Source organism: Pseudomonas sp. RGM 3321, from assembly GCF_022836805.1.
Lineage (GTDB): Bacteria > Pseudomonadota > Gammaproteobacteria > Pseudomonadales > Pseudomonadaceae > Aquipseudomonas.
The window spans coordinates 1-18,571 of sequence record NZ_JALHBH010000109.1; the positions used below are offsets into that span (position 1 = coordinate 1).

At 55.6% G+C, this 18,571-nt stretch carries 12 protein-coding genes, 1 tRNA gene and 1 pseudogene; 11 read left to right on the forward strand and 3 right to left on the reverse strand.

The window, feature by feature from the left end; all coding sequences use genetic code 11:
- From RGM3321_RS13385 to RGM3321_RS13415, 7 genes are all read left to right on the forward strand, one after another.
- The coding region (locus tag RGM3321_RS13385) for a carboxyltransferase domain-containing protein (protein WP_244393407.1) at positions 1 to 1,893 on the forward strand (1,893 nt) is incomplete at its 5' end.
- Between the two features lie 44 nt (positions 1,894 to 1,937).
- Positions 1,938 to 3,752, forward strand: a complete 1,815-nt coding sequence (gene atzF, locus RGM3321_RS13390; RefSeq protein ID WP_244393409.1) for an allophanate hydrolase — start codon at positions 1,938 to 1,940, stop codon at positions 3,750 to 3,752.
- Between the two features lie 142 nt (positions 3,753 to 3,894).
- Complete coding sequence (locus RGM3321_RS13395) at positions 3,895 to 7,200, forward strand: DUF6543 domain-containing protein (protein WP_244393411.1); 3,306 nt, start codon at positions 3,895 to 3,897, stop codon at positions 7,198 to 7,200.
- Between the two features lie 56 nt (positions 7,201 to 7,256).
- Positions 7,257 to 7,481, forward strand: a complete 225-nt coding sequence (locus RGM3321_RS13400) for a cysteine-rich CWC family protein (RefSeq protein ID WP_244393412.1) — start codon at positions 7,257 to 7,259, stop codon at positions 7,479 to 7,481.
- Between the two features lie 35 nt (positions 7,482 to 7,516).
- Positions 7,517 to 8,209, forward strand: a complete 693-nt coding sequence (locus tag RGM3321_RS13405; protein WP_244393413.1) for a 16S rRNA pseudouridine(516) synthase — start codon at positions 7,517 to 7,519, stop codon at positions 8,207 to 8,209.
- A gap of 297 nt (positions 8,210 to 8,506) precedes the next feature.
- The gene (locus RGM3321_RS13410; RefSeq protein WP_057402904.1) at positions 8,507 to 9,388 is read left to right on the forward strand and encodes an alpha/beta hydrolase; all 882 of its coding nucleotides are present in this window, start codon (positions 8,507 to 8,509) and stop codon (positions 9,386 to 9,388) included.
- Between the two features lie 157 nt (positions 9,389 to 9,545).
- Positions 9,546 to 9,619: transfer RNA gene (locus RGM3321_RS13415), tRNA-Gly, on the forward strand.
- 513 nt (positions 9,620 to 10,132) lie between these two features.
- Here RGM3321_RS13415 and RGM3321_RS13420 read toward each other — a convergent pair.
- A pseudogene (locus RGM3321_RS13420) lies at positions 10,133 to 10,677 on the reverse strand (IS5 family transposase); the annotation flags it as partial.
- 341 nt (positions 10,678 to 11,018) lie between these two features.
- On the opposite strand from RGM3321_RS13420, the gene RGM3321_RS13425 reads away from it, so the two are divergent.
- From RGM3321_RS13425 to RGM3321_RS13440, 4 genes are all read left to right on the forward strand, one after another.
- Positions 11,019 to 11,858: an FRG domain-containing protein gene (locus RGM3321_RS13425; RefSeq protein WP_244393415.1), complete on the forward strand. Its 840-nt coding sequence runs from the start codon at positions 11,019 to 11,021 to the stop codon at positions 11,856 to 11,858.
- Positions 11,859 to 12,409: 551 nt separating this feature from the next.
- Positions 12,410 to 13,825 carry an AAA family ATPase gene (locus RGM3321_RS13430; RefSeq protein WP_244393417.1) on the forward strand — a complete coding sequence of 472 codons (1,416 nt, stop codon included), beginning with the start codon at positions 12,410 to 12,412 and terminating at the stop codon, positions 13,823 to 13,825.
- Positions 13,822 to 14,463, forward strand: coding sequence for a DarT ssDNA thymidine ADP-ribosyltransferase family protein (locus RGM3321_RS13435; RefSeq protein ID WP_244393418.1), 642 nt, complete (start codon positions 13,822 to 13,824; stop codon positions 14,461 to 14,463). The genes RGM3321_RS13430 and RGM3321_RS13435 overlap by 4 nt, the downstream gene beginning before the upstream one ends.
- 8 nt (positions 14,464 to 14,471) lie before the next feature.
- Positions 14,472 to 16,292: an ADP-ribosylglycohydrolase family protein gene (locus RGM3321_RS13440; RefSeq protein ID WP_244393420.1), complete on the forward strand. Its 1,821-nt coding sequence runs from the start codon at positions 14,472 to 14,474 to the stop codon at positions 16,290 to 16,292.
- Positions 16,293 to 16,432: 140 nt separating this feature from the next.
- Here the strand turns inward: RGM3321_RS13440 and RGM3321_RS13445 are convergent, their stop codons facing one another.
- Together RGM3321_RS13445 and RGM3321_RS13450 are read right to left on the reverse strand one after the other, a co-directional pair.
- The gene (locus RGM3321_RS13445) at positions 16,433 to 17,545 is read right to left on the reverse strand and encodes an XRE family transcriptional regulator (RefSeq protein ID WP_244393422.1); all 1,113 of its coding nucleotides are present in this window, start codon (positions 17,543 to 17,545) and stop codon (positions 16,433 to 16,435) included.
- Positions 17,538 to 18,158, reverse strand: a complete 621-nt coding sequence (locus RGM3321_RS13450) for a hypothetical protein (protein WP_244393424.1) — start codon at positions 18,156 to 18,158, stop codon at positions 17,538 to 17,540. Before RGM3321_RS13450 ends, RGM3321_RS13445 begins: the two co-directional genes overlap by 8 nt.
- Positions 18,159 to 18,571: the final 413 nt, after the last annotated feature.

Sequence of the window (18,571 nt, forward strand, 5' to 3'; positions counted from 1 at the left end):
GCAGGAAATCCATCGGTTGTGCCGCCCTCTTCGCGGACAAGTCGGCTCCTACAAGGCATCGCAAACTCCAGTAGGAGCGAACTTGTTCGCGAAGGCTATATTCCTGACGCAGGAAATCCATCGGCTGGGCCGCCCTCTTCGCGGACAAGTCCGCTCCTACAAGGCCCCGCAAACTCCAGTAGGAGCGAACTTGTTCGCGAAGGCTATATTCCTGACGCAGGAAATCCATCGGCTGTGCCGCCCTCTTCGCGGACAAGTCCGCTCCTACAAGGCATCGCAAACTCCAGTAGGAGCGAACTTGTTCGCGAAGGCTATATTCCTGACGCAGGAAATCCATCGGCTGGGCCGCCCTCTTCGCGGACAAGTCCGCTCCTACAAGGCCCCGCAAACTCCAGTAGGAGCGAACTTGTTCGCGAAGGCTATATTCCTGACGCAGGAAATCCATCGGCTGTGCCGCCCTCTTCGCGGACAAGTCCGCTCCTACAAGGCATCGCAAACTCCAGTAGGAGCGAACTTGTTCGCGAAGGCTATATTCCTGACGCAGGAAATCCATCGGCTGTGCCGCCCTCTTCGCGGACAAGTCCGCTCCTACAAGGCCCCGCAAACATCCGTGGGAGCGAAGCTGTGCGGATAGAGGATTTGCCCTCTCCGGTCATTCTCGACATAGGTCAGGACGATAAACGCTTGGTCGCACGCCTGTCCGGCGATACCCATCTGCTGCTGGAAATCGGTGCGCCAGAGCTGGATCTGGTGCTGCGCCTGCGCGGCCATGCCTTGATGCTGGCGCTGGAGGCCAAGCAACTGGCGGGCGTGATTGACCTGACGCCAGGTATTCGCTCGCTGCAAGTCCATTACCGCCCCGAGCAACTGCCGCTTCGGCAATTGCTCGACATCGTCGCTGGAGAGTGGGACGCAGTGTGCGCAGCGAAAGACCTGCAAGTGGCGTCGCGCATCGTCCATCTGCCCTTGTCCTGGGATGACCCGGCCTGTCAGCTGGCCATAGAGAAGTACATGACCACCGTGCGCAAGGACGCACCGTGGTGCCCGAGCAACCTGGAGTTCATCCGGCGCATCAACGACCTGCCCAACCTTGACGAGGTGCAGCGTACGGTGTTCGACGCCAGTTATCTGGTCATGGGGCTGGGCGATGTGTACCTCGGCGCACCGGTCGCCACGCCGCTGGACCCGCGTCATCGATTAGTGACCACCAAGTACAACCCGGCGCGCACCTGGACCGCCGAGAATTCAGTCGGCATCGGTGGTGCCTACATGTGCGTGTACGGCATGGAAGGCCCCGGCGGCTATCAATTCGTCGGACGCACGCTGCAGATGTGGAATCGCTACCGCGACGTTGCCGCCTTCGAGGGCAAACCGTGGCTGCTGCGCTTTTTTGACCAGATCCGCTTCTACCCGGTCAGCGCCGACGAATTGCTACGCATCCGTCGCGATTTCCCGCTGGGCCGCTTCGATCTGAACATCGAACACAGCACCTTGAACATGGCCGACTACCAGGCCTTTCTGACCCGCGAAGCCGACGGCATTAAAGCATTCCGTGCTCAGCAAAAGTCCGCGTTCAACGCCGAACGCGAACGCTGGATCGCCAACGGCCAGGCCGACTTCCAGAGCGATGAAGGCGTCGCCCCAAACACCGAAGAATTGCCTCTGAAAACAGGCCAGCAAGGCGTCGACAGCCACATCGCAGGCAATCTCTGGCAGGTCCAGGTGCAACCCGGTGAGCGTGTCGAAGCAGGTGATGTGCTGGTGATTCTGGAGTCCATGAAAATGGAAATCCCCCTGCTCGCACCGGTCGCAGGTGTGGTGCAGGAGGTCCGGGTGCAACCCGGCTCGGCAGTACGCGCCGGACAACGGGTGGTGGTGCTGGCAGCAGGCTGAACCAATCAACTTTTCCAATTTTTCACTTTCAATGGAATCGCGTCATGAACGACACAGCACTGCCCAATGACCTGCGCCTGGATACCGTACGCACCACTTACCTGTCCGGCCAGATTTCCCCACGCCAGCTGATTCTGGCGCTACGTGAAAAAGCCGCAACGCTCAACGCGGATTATCACCTGTTCATTCACCTGCTAAGCCCGGCTGAACTGGAGCCCTATCTGGCCGCGCTGGAAAATCGCGATATTCATAGCCTGCCGCTGTACGGCGTGCCCTTCGCGATCAAGGACAACATTGATCTGGCCGCCATTGCGACCACCGCTGCCTGCCCGGCGTATGCCTACATGCCAGAGCGCTCGGCGACCATCGTCGAGCAATTGATCGCGCTGGGTGCGGTGCCCATGGGCAAGACCAATCTGGACCAGTTCGCCACCGGCCTGAATGGCAGCCGCTCACCCTACGGTGCCTGCCCTAACAGTGTCTTGAAAGAGTACCCGTCCGGCGGCTCAAGCGCTGGTTCGTCACTGGCCGTCGCGCTGGAAGTCAGTAGCTTCTCGCTGGGCACCGACACGGCGGGTTCGGGCCGCGTGCCCGCAGCATTGAACAATCTGGTGGGGCTGAAAGCCAGCAAGGGGCTGATTTCCACCGCAGGTGTCGTACCCGCTTGCCGTACGCAGGATTGCGTGTCGATCTTTACTGCCACAGCAAGGGAAGCCAGCCAACTGCTGGGGCTGGTTGCCACGCTTGATCCACGCGATGAGTACAGCCGATACAACCCGCAGTGGAATGACCTTTCGGCTTTCGGCGCACCTCGGCCGTTTCGCTTCGGCGTACCGCGCGCTGAAGACCTGGAATTCTTTGGTTGTACCGAAGGACAGAGGCTGTTCAGCGCGGCCATCGCCCATCTCACTGCGCTGGGCGGCGAAGCGGTCACGGTAGACCTGTCGCCGTTTCTCGAAGCTGCGCGGCTGTTGTATGAGGGCCCGTGGGTGGCAGAGCGCTACAGCGTAGCCGGGCAATTAATGGAAGAGCATCCCGACGCGGTATTACCGGTGATTCGCGACGTGCTGGCCAAGGCACCCCAGGTCAGCGGGGTCGATACGTTTCGGGCGCAATACCGTCTGCAGGCGCTCAAGGCGATGTGCGATCGGGCGCTTGAGGGGCTGGATTGTGTGGTAACGCCGAGCATCGGCCGCCCGGTAACTTCAGCAGAACTGGCTGCCGAGCCGGTGCTGCGCAATTCGGAGCTGGGCTATTACACGAATTTCGTCAACCTGCTCGACTACGCCGCCATCGCCGTACCCAGCGCCTTCATGAGCAACGGCCTGCCGTGGGGCATTACGTTGTTCGGACGGGCATTCACCGATCAATACCTGCTCAGCCTGGCCGATGCTTTCCAGCGGCACACCGAACTGCCTTTGATCGGCGGTGAAGCACCTCGATTGCCCGCGCCGAAGAGCGCAGCAGGTAACGATATGGCCCGGCTGGTGGTCTGCGGCGCGCACCTGGACGGACTGGCATTGAACAGGCAGCTCAAGCGACGCGGTGCCCGCTTGCTGGAGTCCACACACAGCTCAGCCGACTATAAGTTGTTCGCGCTGGCCGGTGGTCCGCCATTTCGTCCAGGGATGGTACGGGTGGCCGAAGACGGTGTGGCCATTGAGGTGGAAGTCTGGGAGTTGCCCAGTGTCGAGCTGGGGTCGTTTCTGACCGGCATTCCGGCACCGTTGGGCCTGGGTAAGGTGCAACTGGCCGATGGTCGCTGGGAGACCGGGTTTATCTGTGAAGCCTACGGCCTGACAGGTGCTCGCGACATCAGCCACCTCGGCGGCTGGCGTGCCCACTTGCAACAGATGTAAGCGAAAAGGCGGCATGCTCTGACGTGCCGCCCTGTCTGAAACGGCTCTGTTGCTTCAAAAGCCCTGTCACTACTACATAGTTATGTCATGTTCGGACGGCCTTGCCGACATAGTGCGCATCCACTCACTTCGACCGGCCGTCATGAACCACATCTGGAGTCCGCTTCGCCAGGACACCCTCTTTAAAGCCTCATCGTTTCTGCTGGAACAGCCAAGCGTTCTGCTGCCAGAGTACAGTAACAACCGACACGATACGCTCAATGCCTGGGTGCCCTTTGCACTGCCTGCGCTCCAGTTTCCACCCTGTGAACAGCCACTGCCGCCGCTGGCCGAAAAGCACGATACGCAAGATACGACCGCACGCATCGAACGCACGCTCGACGCACTGCGCAAAAGCCCGGGCTTCCATCTGATCGCCAACTCGGCCTTGCTCCTTGAAGCCTGCCAGCTGGATATGGACTTCCCGCCGACTCGAAAACACTATGTCCGCCAACAACTCGTCATGCTGCTCAAACAAAAGACCGGCAAGACGCTGGACCCGGACACGCTGCGGATCACGTTCAGCACGCAGACCCTGCCCGCACTGAACGACGAGGGGCATGAGCGTTACAGCATTGACATGTCGCTGACCAACGTAGCACTGGCGGTCTTCGATCCAGAACAGTTCGTGGCCCTGTATCGCAGTGAAATCATCGACACGCCTTTGTCCGAGGAAGCCCCGTCACTGAGCGCAAGGCAGGTGGTCAAGTGGCTCAGCGAGACACCGCTGGATCGCGACTACAGCATGACTCTGGAGGCTTTCAGGACACGATACACAGTCACCTGCCGCACTTTGTCTCGGTTGGGTTTTCTGGATGCGCTGGCTCGCCAGCTCTTCCACGGGCACATCAGCCGTGACGGCTATTTCCTGACGCTGGACGCCCTGGGGCTCAGCGAATTCCCAAGCGACATAGCGACACTGGAACAGAGCCGCCGCGGTGAGAAATCCGAGGTTCGAGTCTTGTCACTCAACGGCGAAACGGTGCCGGGAATTTTTCAGGTCAGGTCGAAAACCACCTCCCACTGTTTCATTCACATACTGGGTGCCAAGGGCAAAGTCATCGAATACATCAGCGATGATCCGGACCAGATGACCAACAGGCTGCTGGAGGCCCTGAATGCCTCAAGGCTCTATGGCTACGCGTTGCATGCGCTTGATCAGGACACAGGCATCGTTGCCAGTGCGCCGCTGCTCGCGGAAGACGTTTTTACCGAACTGACCCAGGCATTATTCGCCGAGGCACAGCTAAACAGCCAGAACATCGACCTGCTCAAGACTGTGTCGCGCAGCCTCAAGCTGGCCGGGGCGGTAGACCTCTGGCAGACCGCCCCTGACCTTCTGGAATACATCCCCTCGGCCTCCAGAATGGCTGCGCAGGTCATGGCAACTTATCTGCTGGAACATCACGGGCTGACGCTCAACCCCGACCACGTGTTCATCGCCTATCAACCCGGTAAATTGTTCAGCCCTCTGGGCGGAGCCCGCAATCCAGCCACGCATATTCACATGCCCGATGAAAAACCGATCAGCCTGAGCGAAGCGCTGGTGATCAACTACCGGGTGGATGCTCCCCAGGGCTATATTGATCACGACGGTATTACAGAGGTCTTTCTCGACACCACCGGCCAGGGCGTACGCGCTCAGGGCCAGAGTTTGGCGATCACGCCGCAGGCACTTGAAGACTATATCAAGGCATTCGATTTCCTGAGCTGGATGACCACACGTATTCAAGAATTCTGGGGACAACAAAAAGAAGCCATCGAACAGGCACTCAAATCAGCCTTTATCCATCAGGCGCTGATCAGCCTGAAGCGCGGCAGCCTCAAACGTAGCGGCTTCGATCAAGTCGTCGAAGCCCTCGCCCCCTCTGCGCCACATCACTGGCTGGCATTTGGTTTCTTCATTCAGGGCTCGCTGATCGACGGCATGGAACATCAATACACCGGGCTGTTGATTCTTGAGCAACCCGGTAAACCGAAGGTGCTCTACCAGCCAGGGTATCCCGAAGCCTTTATCGAGTTTACGGACGACGATGCACTTGAACGCTATCTGAACCTGAAGACCACCCACACGGACTGGCGTGAAGCCGTGATGCGCTACGTTCCTGTGCGCCATCACCAACGTCTGGACTACCTGTTCAAGCTATGGGGCGGCGTTCAGGCTCCCAGTCCGCCTGCCTCCATTTTGCGCCCGTGGACAGATGCGCTGTACAACCCTGACGCTCGAAAAGCCCTGCACCACTCATTGTGTGAAAAAAAGCTGGAGGGTTCGCCGTTCGGTTATCTGCATCAACTCCTGAAACAGAATTCGCTGGATGATGCAGAGGAGCAGATCGTGACCTCCGCACAGGTTTCGCTGGCGTACTGGACAGACCGCCTACACCACTTACAGCGTTTGTTGGTGCCCATGTCTCTGTTGCTGACACCGGCATTTGTTGCGTCGCTGGCAGCGGAAGTCGGCCTCACTGCACTGAGCGTTGCCTCCGCGCATTTGCCGGGCAGTCGTTACGCAGAAAGGAATCAGGCGCTGCTGGCAACATTATCGCTGGGCTTGTTACAGCTTGGGCCGCAGACACCCAGACTAGTACGCACACTGACTAAAATCGTCAAACCTGCTGGTCATACGGCGGGGGCGTTTTTAGCGTTGTCCGGTGGCTCACGAGGCTCCAGCCGTTTAGGCGCGCGGCCATTAAAACCGCGCCAGACACGACTGGAAAAATTCTTTCATACCGACGCCCTGCTAAAACGCTGGACTATCGCCAGCATAGCGTCGCCCGGTTTGGTGCCGGTTCATGCCTGGAAGCTGGGCCGCCATTTCCTGCTCTGGACGTCGGACAGAGGTCAGGCGCGGACACTGGTGGTCAGCACCCACGGGTACTACACGCCGTGGGCTGCAACAGTGAAGATCCCCAACGGCATAGAGATCCGAACCTACGCGCCGCATGGTTATGAATTGGTCGATCCCAAATTGCACCGTATCGTCAATAAGAATGCCCGGCCGTTTGCCATCTCTAATACAGCGGAAAATATTCTGATGCACTCAGTCGTCGCGCATGAGCCATTGCTGATGACTGACAAGATACTCGCGGGCACGTCGCTGCCTGGCAGGCTGAAAAACTACAGCCTGTCCAAGTTCCAGACAGCCAGTGACGAAACTTATGACGATATTGCACGGGTGGTAGGCAACTCGAACGCATCGCCCCTCAAAGGCTGGTTACCGCCAACACCAATGGATGTACTGACGGTACGCAACCGCTTCGGCAAGACGCCCCCGTCGTTGAGCGACCTGTTCAACAGCCTGTCGACACAGGGCATTCATTACGACAGGGTGCTGCTGGTGCACTGCCGGTGCGCAGCAATATCTGCACTGTTGCGCCGCGCACCGGTTTATCATCCCCCTGCAACATAGCCAATTGGCAGAAGCGCCTGAACCAACTGCCCCTATCATCGAGCAAGACAATCGCCATGAACGACACCCGCCTTTGCCCTCTGTGCGGCTTCAGCAACCAGTGCAGCCTGGCTGACCCGCGTACGGCAGACCAGGCCTGCTGGTGCTTTTCGGAAAGCATCGACCCTGCTTTGCTTGAAGCCTTGTCTGCGGACATTCGCGACAAGGCGTGTCTGTGTCCGCGTTGCGCAGGGATCCAGGAGGCCGCATCCGGCCAGCCTGCCGACCGGATCAACGAGTAAGATGCGCCACCCATCCCCTGCCAGCCACTATCGCCATGCGTCTTGATCGCTTCCTCAGTAACCTGCCAAGCCTCAATCGCAAAAGCGTGCGCCTGGCGCTGGCCAGCGGGCGGGTGCAGGTAGACGGGCAAACATCCAGCGACCCGCACCACGAAGTCCGCGAGTTCAGTTGCGTAGCGCTCGACGGGGAAATACTGCAAGCCGGCAAAGCTGCCCGCTATTTCATGCTGCACAAACCTGAAGGCTGCGTCAGCGCGACAGTTGATACACAGCACCCGACAGTCCTCGACTTGCTGGACGAGCCTGACAGACACGAGCTGCATATCGCCGGGCGACTGGACTTCAACACCACTGGCCTGATGCTGATTACCAACGATGGTCAATGGTCACGACGCATCACCCAGCCGCAGACCAAAATGCCCAAAGTGTATTACGTCGAGACCGAACAACCGATCGACGAACGCTACGCGGCCACCTTCGCTGCTGGAATGTATTTTTCATTTGAGAACATCACCACGCAACCGGCGCAATTAACCCTGCTGGGGCCACGTAGCGCACGCCTGACTATTGTCGAAGGTCGTTATCACCAGGTGAAACGGATGTTCGGTCACTTCGATAACAAAGTGCTGCGCCTGCACCGGGAGAATATTGGCGAGCTGGCGCTGGACTCCACCTTGGCACCCGGCAGCTATCGAGCGTTGCACGCTGCGGAAATCAGCCTGTTCTGAAAAGTCACAACCGTTTGGCGGATTACGCAAACAAGGTACGAATGGCACTTGCGGGTAAACGGATCGACTGCTTGACTGGGATTATCAGTCCTTATGCGACTGATGAGTCAACCCATTATTTCAAGAAACACTTTGTCGTATCGAGCCGCTGGCTCGCGACACATTGCCCGCCAATAACAATACCTGTCGAGCAGCTTATCGGATCGACATGGGCCTTTAATCGGCTATCGCCTGCCTGTCACGAAACTCGTGCAACGTTATGTGCACGCTTACCTGTTTACGCCAGGAGTTACACCTATGTCGCCAGAAAAAGCAGTGCTGGACATACAAGGACAGTTTCGGGTTTATACCGAGTTCTATCACACCGATGCCGCCGCAAAGACCATCATTCTGGTCAACGGCTCACTGGCCACCACCGCGTCATTTGCTCAGACCGTCCGCAACCTTTACCCCACATTCAACGTGGTGCTGTATGACCAGCCTTACTCGGGCAGGTCCAAGCCGCACAACGTGCACGGCGCGCCACTGACCCGGGAAGAGGAAGGTCAGCTTTTGCTGGAACTGATCGACCATTTCAACGCCGAGCACGTTCTGTCCTTCTCCTGGGGCGGCGCAGCTACGCTGGTTGCGCTGGCGCATCAACCAAGACGTATCGAAAGCGCGGTCATCAGCTCGTTCTCACCGGTCATCAACGGTGCCATGCGCGAGTACCTGGACAAAGGCCTCGATTACCTCGGCGCACATAGCCGTTACGACATGGGGCATCTGATCAACAACACTATCGGCAAGCACCTGCCGTCGCTGTTCAAGCGCGTCAACTATCGCCACGTCAGCAGCCTGGACGGTCATGAATATGACCAGATGCACTATCACTTCAGTCAGGTACTGGAGCTTGACCCGGACAACTACCTGACAGCAGGAAAGCGCATCAAGGCCCCGGTTCTGTTCATCAATGGCGCCTGGGACGAGTACACCTCCGCGAACGACGCCGCGCAGTTCTCCCGATACCTGCAGAACTGCAGCTTCAGCACCATCGAAGCCACAGGCCACTTCCTGGACATGGAACACAAGGCCGCCTGCCGCGACTCGAAACAGGCGCTCATGAACTTCCTGCAACCGGCACAAGCCTCATCCAGCGTCTACAACCGGGTTCAGGGCCACCATGCTTTCGCCTTCTGAAACACGTGAACGCCTCTCCGTCAGCCCACACGCATGTGCATCTGGCGGGGGGTGTGCGAGGGTGTGATCAGGAGGGAAATCGCTGCGCGGTGAAATTAGCGCTTCAAATCAAGGCAGGGTTCTGGTACAAAGTCAGCCGCTCAGAGCAGGTCCCAGAGCGGGTATAGTTTAGTGGTAAAACGAAAGCTTCCCAAGCTTTAGTTGAGGGTTCGATTCCCTCTACCCGCTCCATATTTTCTCCTTTATTATTAAGCTGTTAGCCCCACATCAGGGCTCCTTGACCCCGAGTAGGCAGCGCACTTCCCTCCCCAAGAAACACCCTCAAAGCCCACGCTTTCAGCCTTGAATCCCAAGTACGCATTGGCATTCTGATTAGCTGCCAATCCGCACCAAGGTGCAGCTTGAAACCAATTCCTTCCCTCCTCCCCACCAACCTTTGTTGACTAGAACCAACCGCACACTCTCTCTCCCCAAATCGGCGAATACCAATCCAGGTCAATGAGCACGAATCCAGATGATCGAACGCCAATCAAGGCCAGCGAACACAACTATGGTGAGCGCCAATAAACAATAAAAGGAGAGATAAGAGACTGAGCATCCGCGGGATACTCAAGGAGACACGATCAAAGGTCACTCATTGAAAGCCGTCACACGAGGCAAGAATGCTTCCGACGACGCTCCAAAGAGCTCCAAACCCAGACCTCAATCAAAGCCTCACCGCGCGGTGCATCAACCCCATTCGGCATCGACACCGAGGTGCGCTTTAATGCCAAAGAAATACATATTTCCTTTCTTTGTTTGATGCATTTCAGGGTCGCGCTTACCTTCCTTATTCTTGGTCGAGCTCCGCGCATGAATGATCGTCGCATCGACCACGGTGCCTTGGCGCAGCAACAAACCACGGTCGCCCAGGTAGCCATTAATGACCTGCAAAATACCACCCGCTAGCTCATGTTTTTTCAACAGCCAACGGAAGTTGAGGATCGTGGCTTCGTCCGGAATCCGATCCAGGTGCAGCCCGGCAAACTGGCGCAGGATATTGGTTTCATAGAGCTATTCTTCCGTCGTCAGGTCGCTATAACCGAACCAGTTCTACATCAGTGAACCCGCAGCATGGCCATCAACAGATACGCCGGACGACAGCCTTCGCCGTTCGGATAGTGCTGTTCAATCAGTTTGATCAAGCGTGCCCATGGCACGACCTGATCCATCTCGATGAGGAAGCGCCCGCGGCGGGTTTGCTTAAGTTTGTCGACGTATTCGGCATCGGCGAAGGACATTTGCTTCATTAGGCGTCTCGGTGGTTGAGATCAGGCATTCTGCCAAATTTGGAAGTCTTCTTCTGAGTTTCCCTAGGGACTAGGTCACAAGCAACTCTGCCAACACGGCGACAGATCAGATAGTACGACCTCCCCACCCCGTACATACATATATCTGTATTTTCGATTACCGCAGGAGGAAGCCTTCGATCCACGCGCGGTCAAAAGCACCCAACATATTTTTGCCTCTAGCAAAAATCATAACCCAGCGCTAAAATCCTGCAATACGTCAAACCATTCGATGCCAACCAGGTGTTTTAATAACTGCCTTTATCATATATAACTTTCAACAACGCAGGAGATAGTCACGCATGTATAAAAAAACAATCATAGTGAAGAGCCTTAGCGAGTACATCGACGCCATCGTCGAAATAAATAAAGAAACCAATACTGTTCATGGCACTGCTTACAGAGGCCAAGCCAACGCTAATTGGCCTATCATATCATCCCTCGCGAGAAGCCCGAGTACAAGATCCGGCGAGTTAATTGACCGGGCTAGTAAGGCGTTCAGAAAAGTCAATGCTGAACGGCATGCTTACAATTCGATGACATCGCAGACGAATTGGGACACCCTCGCCCTTGCGCAACACTACGGCATGCCAACAAGGCTGGTAGACTGGTCGCTCTCACCTTTAGTCGCATTGTATTTCGCACTGGACAGCGTGAAATATAAGAAACGTTCATTAATTGAAAACCAACACCTAGTAGATGAATTTTCTGACGCTGACACTATCCCTGTAGACACCGACTTTAACATCGGCATTGTGGAGCATGATGCGGCTGTTTTTGTCATACCGCCAGATGAACAAAGAAATGACATTTGGATTGAAGCTGACTCGTTGCCAGAAAACGTATTCGATGAGGTTGAGCAAGCCCGCGAAAATGGTTTTTGCTTCTTTACACCAAACTATTTCAACGATCGCTTAAGAGCGCAGAGCGGAATATTTACCATCGGCACCAAAGCAGATATTATTTTCCCGCAAGAAGTGGCTTACAAGATCATCATAAACAAACGAAGTATCGCCACCATATTCTCACAGTTAATCCTGATGAATGTCGGCTCAAAATTGATCTATGGCGACCTAGAGGGTTTATGCAAAGATTTGACATTCACTAACTTCGGGGGGTACTCAACGCGCTACAGCGACTAAAAACTTGACCCTATTGTCCTCCCATGCAGGACTATTCACTCACACAAGTTACTGGCTGTAAGCCTGCCCTACTTGTCGGTGAGGCAGTGAATTGGTGGTAGGTAAACTTAGTTTTTTGATTTCAAAAGAATCGAAGATGACTATCGAGCTACCGTACAGTGCTGGGGCTGATAGCGAGCGGAGTTCCAAGCCTGACCTGAAATTGACCGGATGCGTTGCCTTACGCCGCCCAGAAGCAGGGAACAACACACATGCGACAGAAACTGTAGCAATGGCTTCAGGCAAAAATTACGAGCTCGTTGATGAGCATGGCATGTGGTAGTGGTACGGGGAGCTTCTACGGCCTGCTCAGCACTGCCGACGCCTCGGCCCAAATCGCCGTGTAGACCCGTAAATAAATTTCGTAGCAGATGTCCACATCTGACAGATAGCGGCGTTTCGGACGCTACAAACTGATCGTATCCTTCGATTTTACAAAATATTGATATGTGCCACTGTAACGCCACTATTTGGTGATAGGATTCGAGCTTTCCCATGGATGGAATAGACAGATGAAGGCGCTGATCGACGTTATACCCACGGCTGAGCAGCTTGCGCTGTTCTCCCGAGTCACCTCTGGTGTTGATGTGATTCGAGGGGCTGCGGGAAGTGGGAAGACGACGACAGCCCTCCTCAAGCTACGCACTAGCGTGGCGTTCTATTTAAATCGCGCGCGGCGGCAAGTCGAACCTCGACCTGTCAAAGTCTTGGTTCTGACATTCAACAGAACGCTTCGGGGCTACATCAACGAACTCACCGAACGGCAACTGGGTCAAGAGCCTCTCATTTCGCTGGAAATTGCCACCTTCAACAAGTGGGCCCAGCGATTGACCGGCGCCCGGAACATTCTCGATCTGGAAGTTGCATCAGCCCATCTCCGACGACTCGCGGCTGCCGCAGGGCTTGAGTCTGAATTCGTTGTTGAGGAAGCTCAGTACGCTCTTGGTCGTTTCCACATTGATGAATTGGACGACTACTTGTCTGCACGTCGAGATGGACGAGGCGTGACGCCTCGGATGGAACGTCCGGCCAGGCAGCAGCTCCTTGAGCTCGTCATCCGACCCTATCTTGAATTCAAAGCAGAGCATGAACGGGTAGATTGGGGGGATCTGGCGTGCGACCTAAGCAACACCCAGCTTGAGCAATATGACGTAATCGTGGTGGACGAGACCCAGGATTTCTCGGCAAATGAGGTACGAGCGGTGCTCAATCAGCGCTCGGCAGACGCCTCAGTGACCTTCGTACTCGATAGTGCTCAGCGCATTTATTCACGCAACTTCACGTGGGTTGAGGTCGGGGTAAACCTGCGCCCGGAAAAGAGCCATACCCTGCAGACCAACTACCGGAACACCCGTCAGATTGCTCAGTTCGCGAGTGCCATGCTCACAGGGCTCCCGATCGACGACAACGGGACGATGCCAAATTACGCCACCGCAAGGGCTGATGGGCCAAAACCGATCGTCTTGAGAGGCTCGTACCCGAATCAGGTACGCGGAGCGATAGAGTTCCTTCGCGACATTGATCTCACCCAACAATCTGTAGCGTTTTTGCACTACAAAGGCTGGTTTCGGGATCTGATACCCGCTCTGAATCGTGCGGGTCTGCCCTTCGTCAATCTGACCGGCTCTCCTATATGGCCAGATGGGCCTGAGAACATTGCATTGTGTACGCTGCACTCCAGTAAGGGCTTGGAGTTCGATCACGTCATCATGATAGGCCTAGACGGTTCTGTTCTTCAGGTAGACATGCCTGATGATGAGGATCAAATCGATGTGGCAGAACACGAACCATCAGCGCGACTGCGCCGCCTGGTCGCAATGGGCGTGGGAAGGGCCAGGGAAAGCGTCCTGATTGGATTCAGGCCATCCGACGCGCCGGACATTATGCATTTCGTAGATGATGATCTGTATGAGGGCCGGGACGTATGACTATTCAGCAGCTTATTGCGGAGCGCGGCATCGAGTCCATCCTCCACTTCACCACCAATCGCGGCTCCCTTGGGCTCTTTGCATCAAGGGCGCTCAAATCTCGCCAGCGCCTTAACGCAGATCAACAGCTCAAGCACATCTTCCAACCTAATGCGCGCTACCGAGACAAGGATCGGGCCTGGCTGGATTATGCCAACCTTTCCGTCAGCCAAATCAATACTGCGTTCTTTAGAACGTGCTCCGGTAGCTGGCACAGGGAGAAGGATTTTTTCTGGTGCATTCTGGATTTCACGCCTGAAATACTGCTTCACGATGATGTCTGGTTCACGACGACGAACAACATCTACACCAACGTCGAGCGTGCAAAGGGCCCTGAAGGGTTGGAAGCCATATTCCAGACCCCAATTCATCAGTACCTAGCAAATTACTCACATCGTCCCGCCAATCATCCGAGTAATCTCCCGACCTGCAACCAAGCCGAGATCCTGTACCCCCAAGAACTGTCGACAGACCATTTGCAACATATCTACGTGCGTTGCGACAATGACAGTGACGAGCTAGCGGGTCAGATGGCTGCAACGGGGCATTCCCCTGTCAACGTAGTGGTTAGGCCAGAGCTGTTTGAAGGGATCAGGTGAGTAGAGCAATGTCAAAAAATAGGCTGCAACGCACAATTTCCTCGGCGCTATGGGCAGCCTACGGCGACGCCATGGGATTCCCGACGGAGCTTGCTTCCGAAAACCTTGTCAGCGAACGACTCGGTCAGCCACGCTCAACCAGAACGGAGCAATGGCAGAGGATCATTGGCGGTAGATTTGGCGCTCAGGTCGTCCTCCCCGCTGGAAGCTATTCAGACGACACTCAACTGCGTCTTTCGACCAGTCGCGCGATCTCAGGTCAAGGATATTTTGATGTAGAGGCATTTGCCAAAATAGAACTGCCTATTTGGCAGGTCTATGCGTTGGGAGCCGGACGAGGAAGCAAGTCAGCAGCGAGCTCACTTTGCAATCGGAGCACGAACTGGTTCAGCAACTTCTTCAACGGGTATGTGAATGGTGGTGGCAACGGTGCAGCGATGCGCATCCAACCTCACGTATGGGCCGCTGCAGACGTTACAAACAAGCCTTCCTATCTGGTTGATGTGATTCGCAACGCCATTTGTACTCATGGCCACATGCGAGGTATCGCGGGGGCTGTTGTGCATGCAGTTTCTCTAGCCCACGTATTCCAACACGGACGTGTGCCTAGTGAAACAGAGTGGTTCCAATTTACATCCGATATTCGGAGTATCCCTTCTCTGATCAAAAGCGATTCGGAGCTCGCAACGTTCTGGGCGCCTACGTGGGAGAAGGCTAGTAACACGTCGCTTCAGATTGCAGTAGATCAGGTTGCGGCTGAATGGGAGGCTTCTGTTGGTAACGCGGTTAACTGCCTGGCCAACAAATCGGCATCACCTGCTGAGCTTTATGTTGAGACAGTCACTAGTGAAAAGGGATTGAGCGCCGAAGAAAGAGGCTCAGGACTCAAGTGTGCCCTCTTCGCGAACGTCGCAGCACTTCTGGGCCAGCGAGTAGGCTCCCAGGAGATCATTGAGCAGGTCGTAAACTTGCTCAACAGCGATACTGATACGATCGCGACCATGGCGGGTGCATTGATAGGCGCAGCACACCCAGACGTCAGATGCTTGGGTGAAATCCAAGATGAAACTTACCTGCGCCAAGAAGCAAAGCGCCTGTACGCTATCAGTCAAGGTGGACGTGCTGAGAGCTTTACCTACCCAGACATGCTCTATTGGCAAGCTCCTAGGGCTGTGGTTGATTCGCTGGAAGTCACGCCAGCAGGCTTTGAACTCATGGGCCTAGGTAAGGTTACCCCGTCTGGCCGAATCTTCTCCGGCAAACAAAAGTCGGCAGTGTGGCAATGGTTTAAGGGGGCTTGGGGGCAGACATTACTCATTCGCTATCGCCCTGCACTATCAGGTAATGAAGAGGCCGTAGTAGAGACTCGGAAGGCATCGCGTCCGGTGAGTAATACAGTCGATATGTTTGATGAGCCCACTATGGTCAGTGAGAAGCAACCAGCCGTTGAAGCGCCTATTGAACGTCATAACGTATCGCCCGAGCTGAGTCCTCCTCCTTTAGAGTCGATACAGCCCTTACAATCGACACCGCCCGTAGAACCAGCACAACCCACGACGCATGCTGAATACGTCGCTCCGCGCGAGACGGGATATCTTGAGCCTGGCAGTCACCATTACAGTGGCCAGCCACAAGAGAGCATCGCCCCGCCCGACCTCGATGCACTGACCAATGAGGCGATCAAGACATTCGATCCAACGGTCATAGGCCAGCACCTGTTAGACCTCTCTGAACTTCCTAACGGAATTTATCTATGCGTGGCCTACTCATCGATCATCGCGAAGGCACGTGTGGCGCGTCTGCGCAGCAAACGCAGAGAGCAAGCCTGACTGACTTGGGAAGAGTCCATCGGGGATCCTCGTCCTTGGGGATCCAGGTCATCCAAGATGCGAAGGCTGAATGACCTGAGCAGGATCTGGAGCGCGCCACGGCTGCACCGTTACGCGTCACAGTTCCTGCGGTTTTAACCCTATCCGGAATGAGTCCTGACAAGTCGAAGCGGGGAAACCGGTATGTTCAGCAAATACCGTCCACTGACCCATTCAGGTGTCAGTCCTGATGCACCGAGCACCTTCTTCCAACTGGTGTAGTCGAGCAAGTCCAAAGCCCGCTGGACGAGCATGGGGGCCTCCAATGGTAGAAGGTCGTCGTATTCCTCAAACTTGGTGAATCCCTTGCGACTGAGGTGGGTAAACCCTGATTTCGCCTGCTCAGCAGTGAGCAGATCAAGCGCCCTACCCCGATAAATCAGCGCTTTGAAACTCACCTTCCAGCGCAACTTGAGTTCCTTCAAGGCATGCCAGTTGAGGTACCGACCTCGCATGGCAGGGAACTCAGAAGCAAAGCTTGCTCGCGGCATCAACAGCGCGCTTGCGAACTGATTCGCCTGGTCTTCTGTGTGCCTGCAGCCAGTCTCAATGCCTTGATGCATCACCAAATGACCGAGCTCATGAGCCAGATCGAAGCGCTGGCGGCCTGGGCTGCTTTTGGCAGTGCTACGAACGATCAAGGGCCGTTTGTTGAACAGTGAAAACGCATCCACGCGCTCGTCGACATCGGCGAGGTTAACGACGAGGACACCCACTTTTTCCGCCAACTTGGTCATGCTAGATATAGGCCCTAGGCCCAGCCCATGGTCGCGGCGAAATTTCTCAGCGATTCTCTCAATCTCATCTGCCGCAGGCGACGGCCCGTCGTAAGGCTTGAAACTTACCGGCGGAAAAGCAACCTCCTGCTCAAGCTCATCGACCAGCAGCTCAAACATCTCCACCTGAGCGGCAACGGTCTTCTTCAGCGTTTGCGATGAGGAACGCACGCTACGAAAATGGCACTGTTCAAGGTCTACTGACCCCCTGCGTGGGGTGAAAAAGAATCTCTCATCAACGCCCAGCAAATCGCTCAGTTGCTTAAGCTGAGTGGAGGAAGGGATCGCATTGATTTCCAGCTTGTGAGCGTACTGCCGGGTGACAGCGAGCAGGTCGCCGATGTCAGCCAGTGAACGGCCCGCAGCGCATCGCGCGAGCCGAAGTTTGTCCGGGGAAAACTCATCCCCAAGCGGCAAAAAGCCATTTCTATCATTCATCGATCTGGTCAGCGTCTATCGGTACATTCCGGTCGGCATCTTTGTCCCTGCGAATAGGGAATTGTTCCGGGATATCCACTTCCTCGGGCAAATCGATCGTACGAACGGACTGAAGAGGTGTGTAGTCATGCATCCACTGGCAAACGACATTTAGGTTGGTATCAAGTCCGAGCACCGTCACCGTCAGCTTTGGGTCTTCCATATTGCCGTCGCTGTCGACATAGAGGCGCCAAGTCAAATTGCTATCGTTCGAAGGGCCCAGCAGACTCGCTTGATACAGCTCGACTCGACTAGCCACCATGCGATGAGCTTTTTTGCGCACATTAGGATCGTCCATAACGACCTGCATCAGCACGCCATTGACGCTCGGGGTGTAATCCATCGTGTTGTTGGCGAGCTGGAACCATGGCATCGACTTATCACGATGCATGGTTTTAAAACGACCATGCACACGCCCGTACAGCAATGTCCCAACCGTCCAGTTCGTATCGTCTTCCGTTGATGCCGCTGCCAGGGCGAGATAGGCCGCTTCCAGTACGTTATGGCATACGATCCCCAGGTATTCAGGGGTCAACTTAGGCTCGAAATCACTTGGATGTTGGGTTTGGGGCATGCATGGCACTCCTAAAAGCGTGCAGATATGGATGGCTGTCAACCGGCATTTTTGTGCAAAATCCCGATTATGTCAACTGCATTGACATCGAATGCTGGAGGCTAATGGTAAGGCGACTGCTATAGCTGGGCTAAGTGCTGCGGAGACTCGGTCGAGCGGACTTAGACGACTGAGCGCTCAGGAGCACTCAATGCACATACCAGCCAGTCGCGACTGACCAGCTAGTGGTTTTAAGTACTCAGGAGAGTTGAGCGAAGGCCCGCGAACCCGACAGGAGCCGCAGCTCGAAATCGCGGCCCACAGTGTCGAGCATCGTGCTGGAGGCACCCCAGGCATGTTTCTGGACGACGCCATCCTAAAGTCGTCAGATATAGCAACTTTCCAGATCGTATATCTGACCCGAAATACCCTCG

What these genes read in the sequence shown, in the direction of transcription:
- RGM3321_RS13395 (WP_244393411.1), top strand. Translation starts at nt 3,895, where the DNA reads ATGAACCACATCTGGAGTCCGCTTCGCCAGGACACCCTCTTTAAAGCC.
- RGM3321_RS13410 (WP_057402904.1), top strand. Translation starts at nt 8,507, where the DNA reads ATGTCGCCAGAAAAAGCAGTGCTGGACATACAAGGACAGTTTCGGGTT.
- RGM3321_RS13435 (WP_244393418.1), top strand. Translation starts at nt 13,822, where the DNA reads ATGACTATTCAGCAGCTTATTGCGGAGCGCGGCATCGAGTCCATCCTC.
- atzF (WP_244393409.1), top strand. Translation starts at nt 1,938, where the DNA reads ATGAACGACACAGCACTGCCCAATGACCTGCGCCTGGATACCGTACGC.
- RGM3321_RS13430 (WP_244393417.1), top strand. Translation starts at nt 12,410, where the DNA reads ATGAAGGCGCTGATCGACGTTATACCCACGGCTGAGCAGCTTGCGCTG.
- RGM3321_RS13400 (WP_244393412.1), top strand. Translation starts at nt 7,257, where the DNA reads ATGAACGACACCCGCCTTTGCCCTCTGTGCGGCTTCAGCAACCAGTGC.
- RGM3321_RS13450 (WP_244393424.1), bottom strand. Translation starts at nt 18,158, where the DNA reads ATGCCCCAAACCCAACATCCAAGTGATTTCGAGCCTAAGTTGACCCCT.
- RGM3321_RS13440 (WP_244393420.1), top strand. Translation starts at nt 14,472, where the DNA reads ATGTCAAAAAATAGGCTGCAACGCACAATTTCCTCGGCGCTATGGGCA.
- RGM3321_RS13425 (WP_244393415.1), top strand. Translation starts at nt 11,019, where the DNA reads ATGTATAAAAAAACAATCATAGTGAAGAGCCTTAGCGAGTACATCGAC.
- RGM3321_RS13405 (WP_244393413.1), top strand. Translation starts at nt 7,517, where the DNA reads ATGCGTCTTGATCGCTTCCTCAGTAACCTGCCAAGCCTCAATCGCAAA.
- RGM3321_RS13445 (WP_244393422.1), bottom strand. Translation starts at nt 17,545, where the DNA reads ATGAATGATAGAAATGGCTTTTTGCCGCTTGGGGATGAGTTTTCCCCG.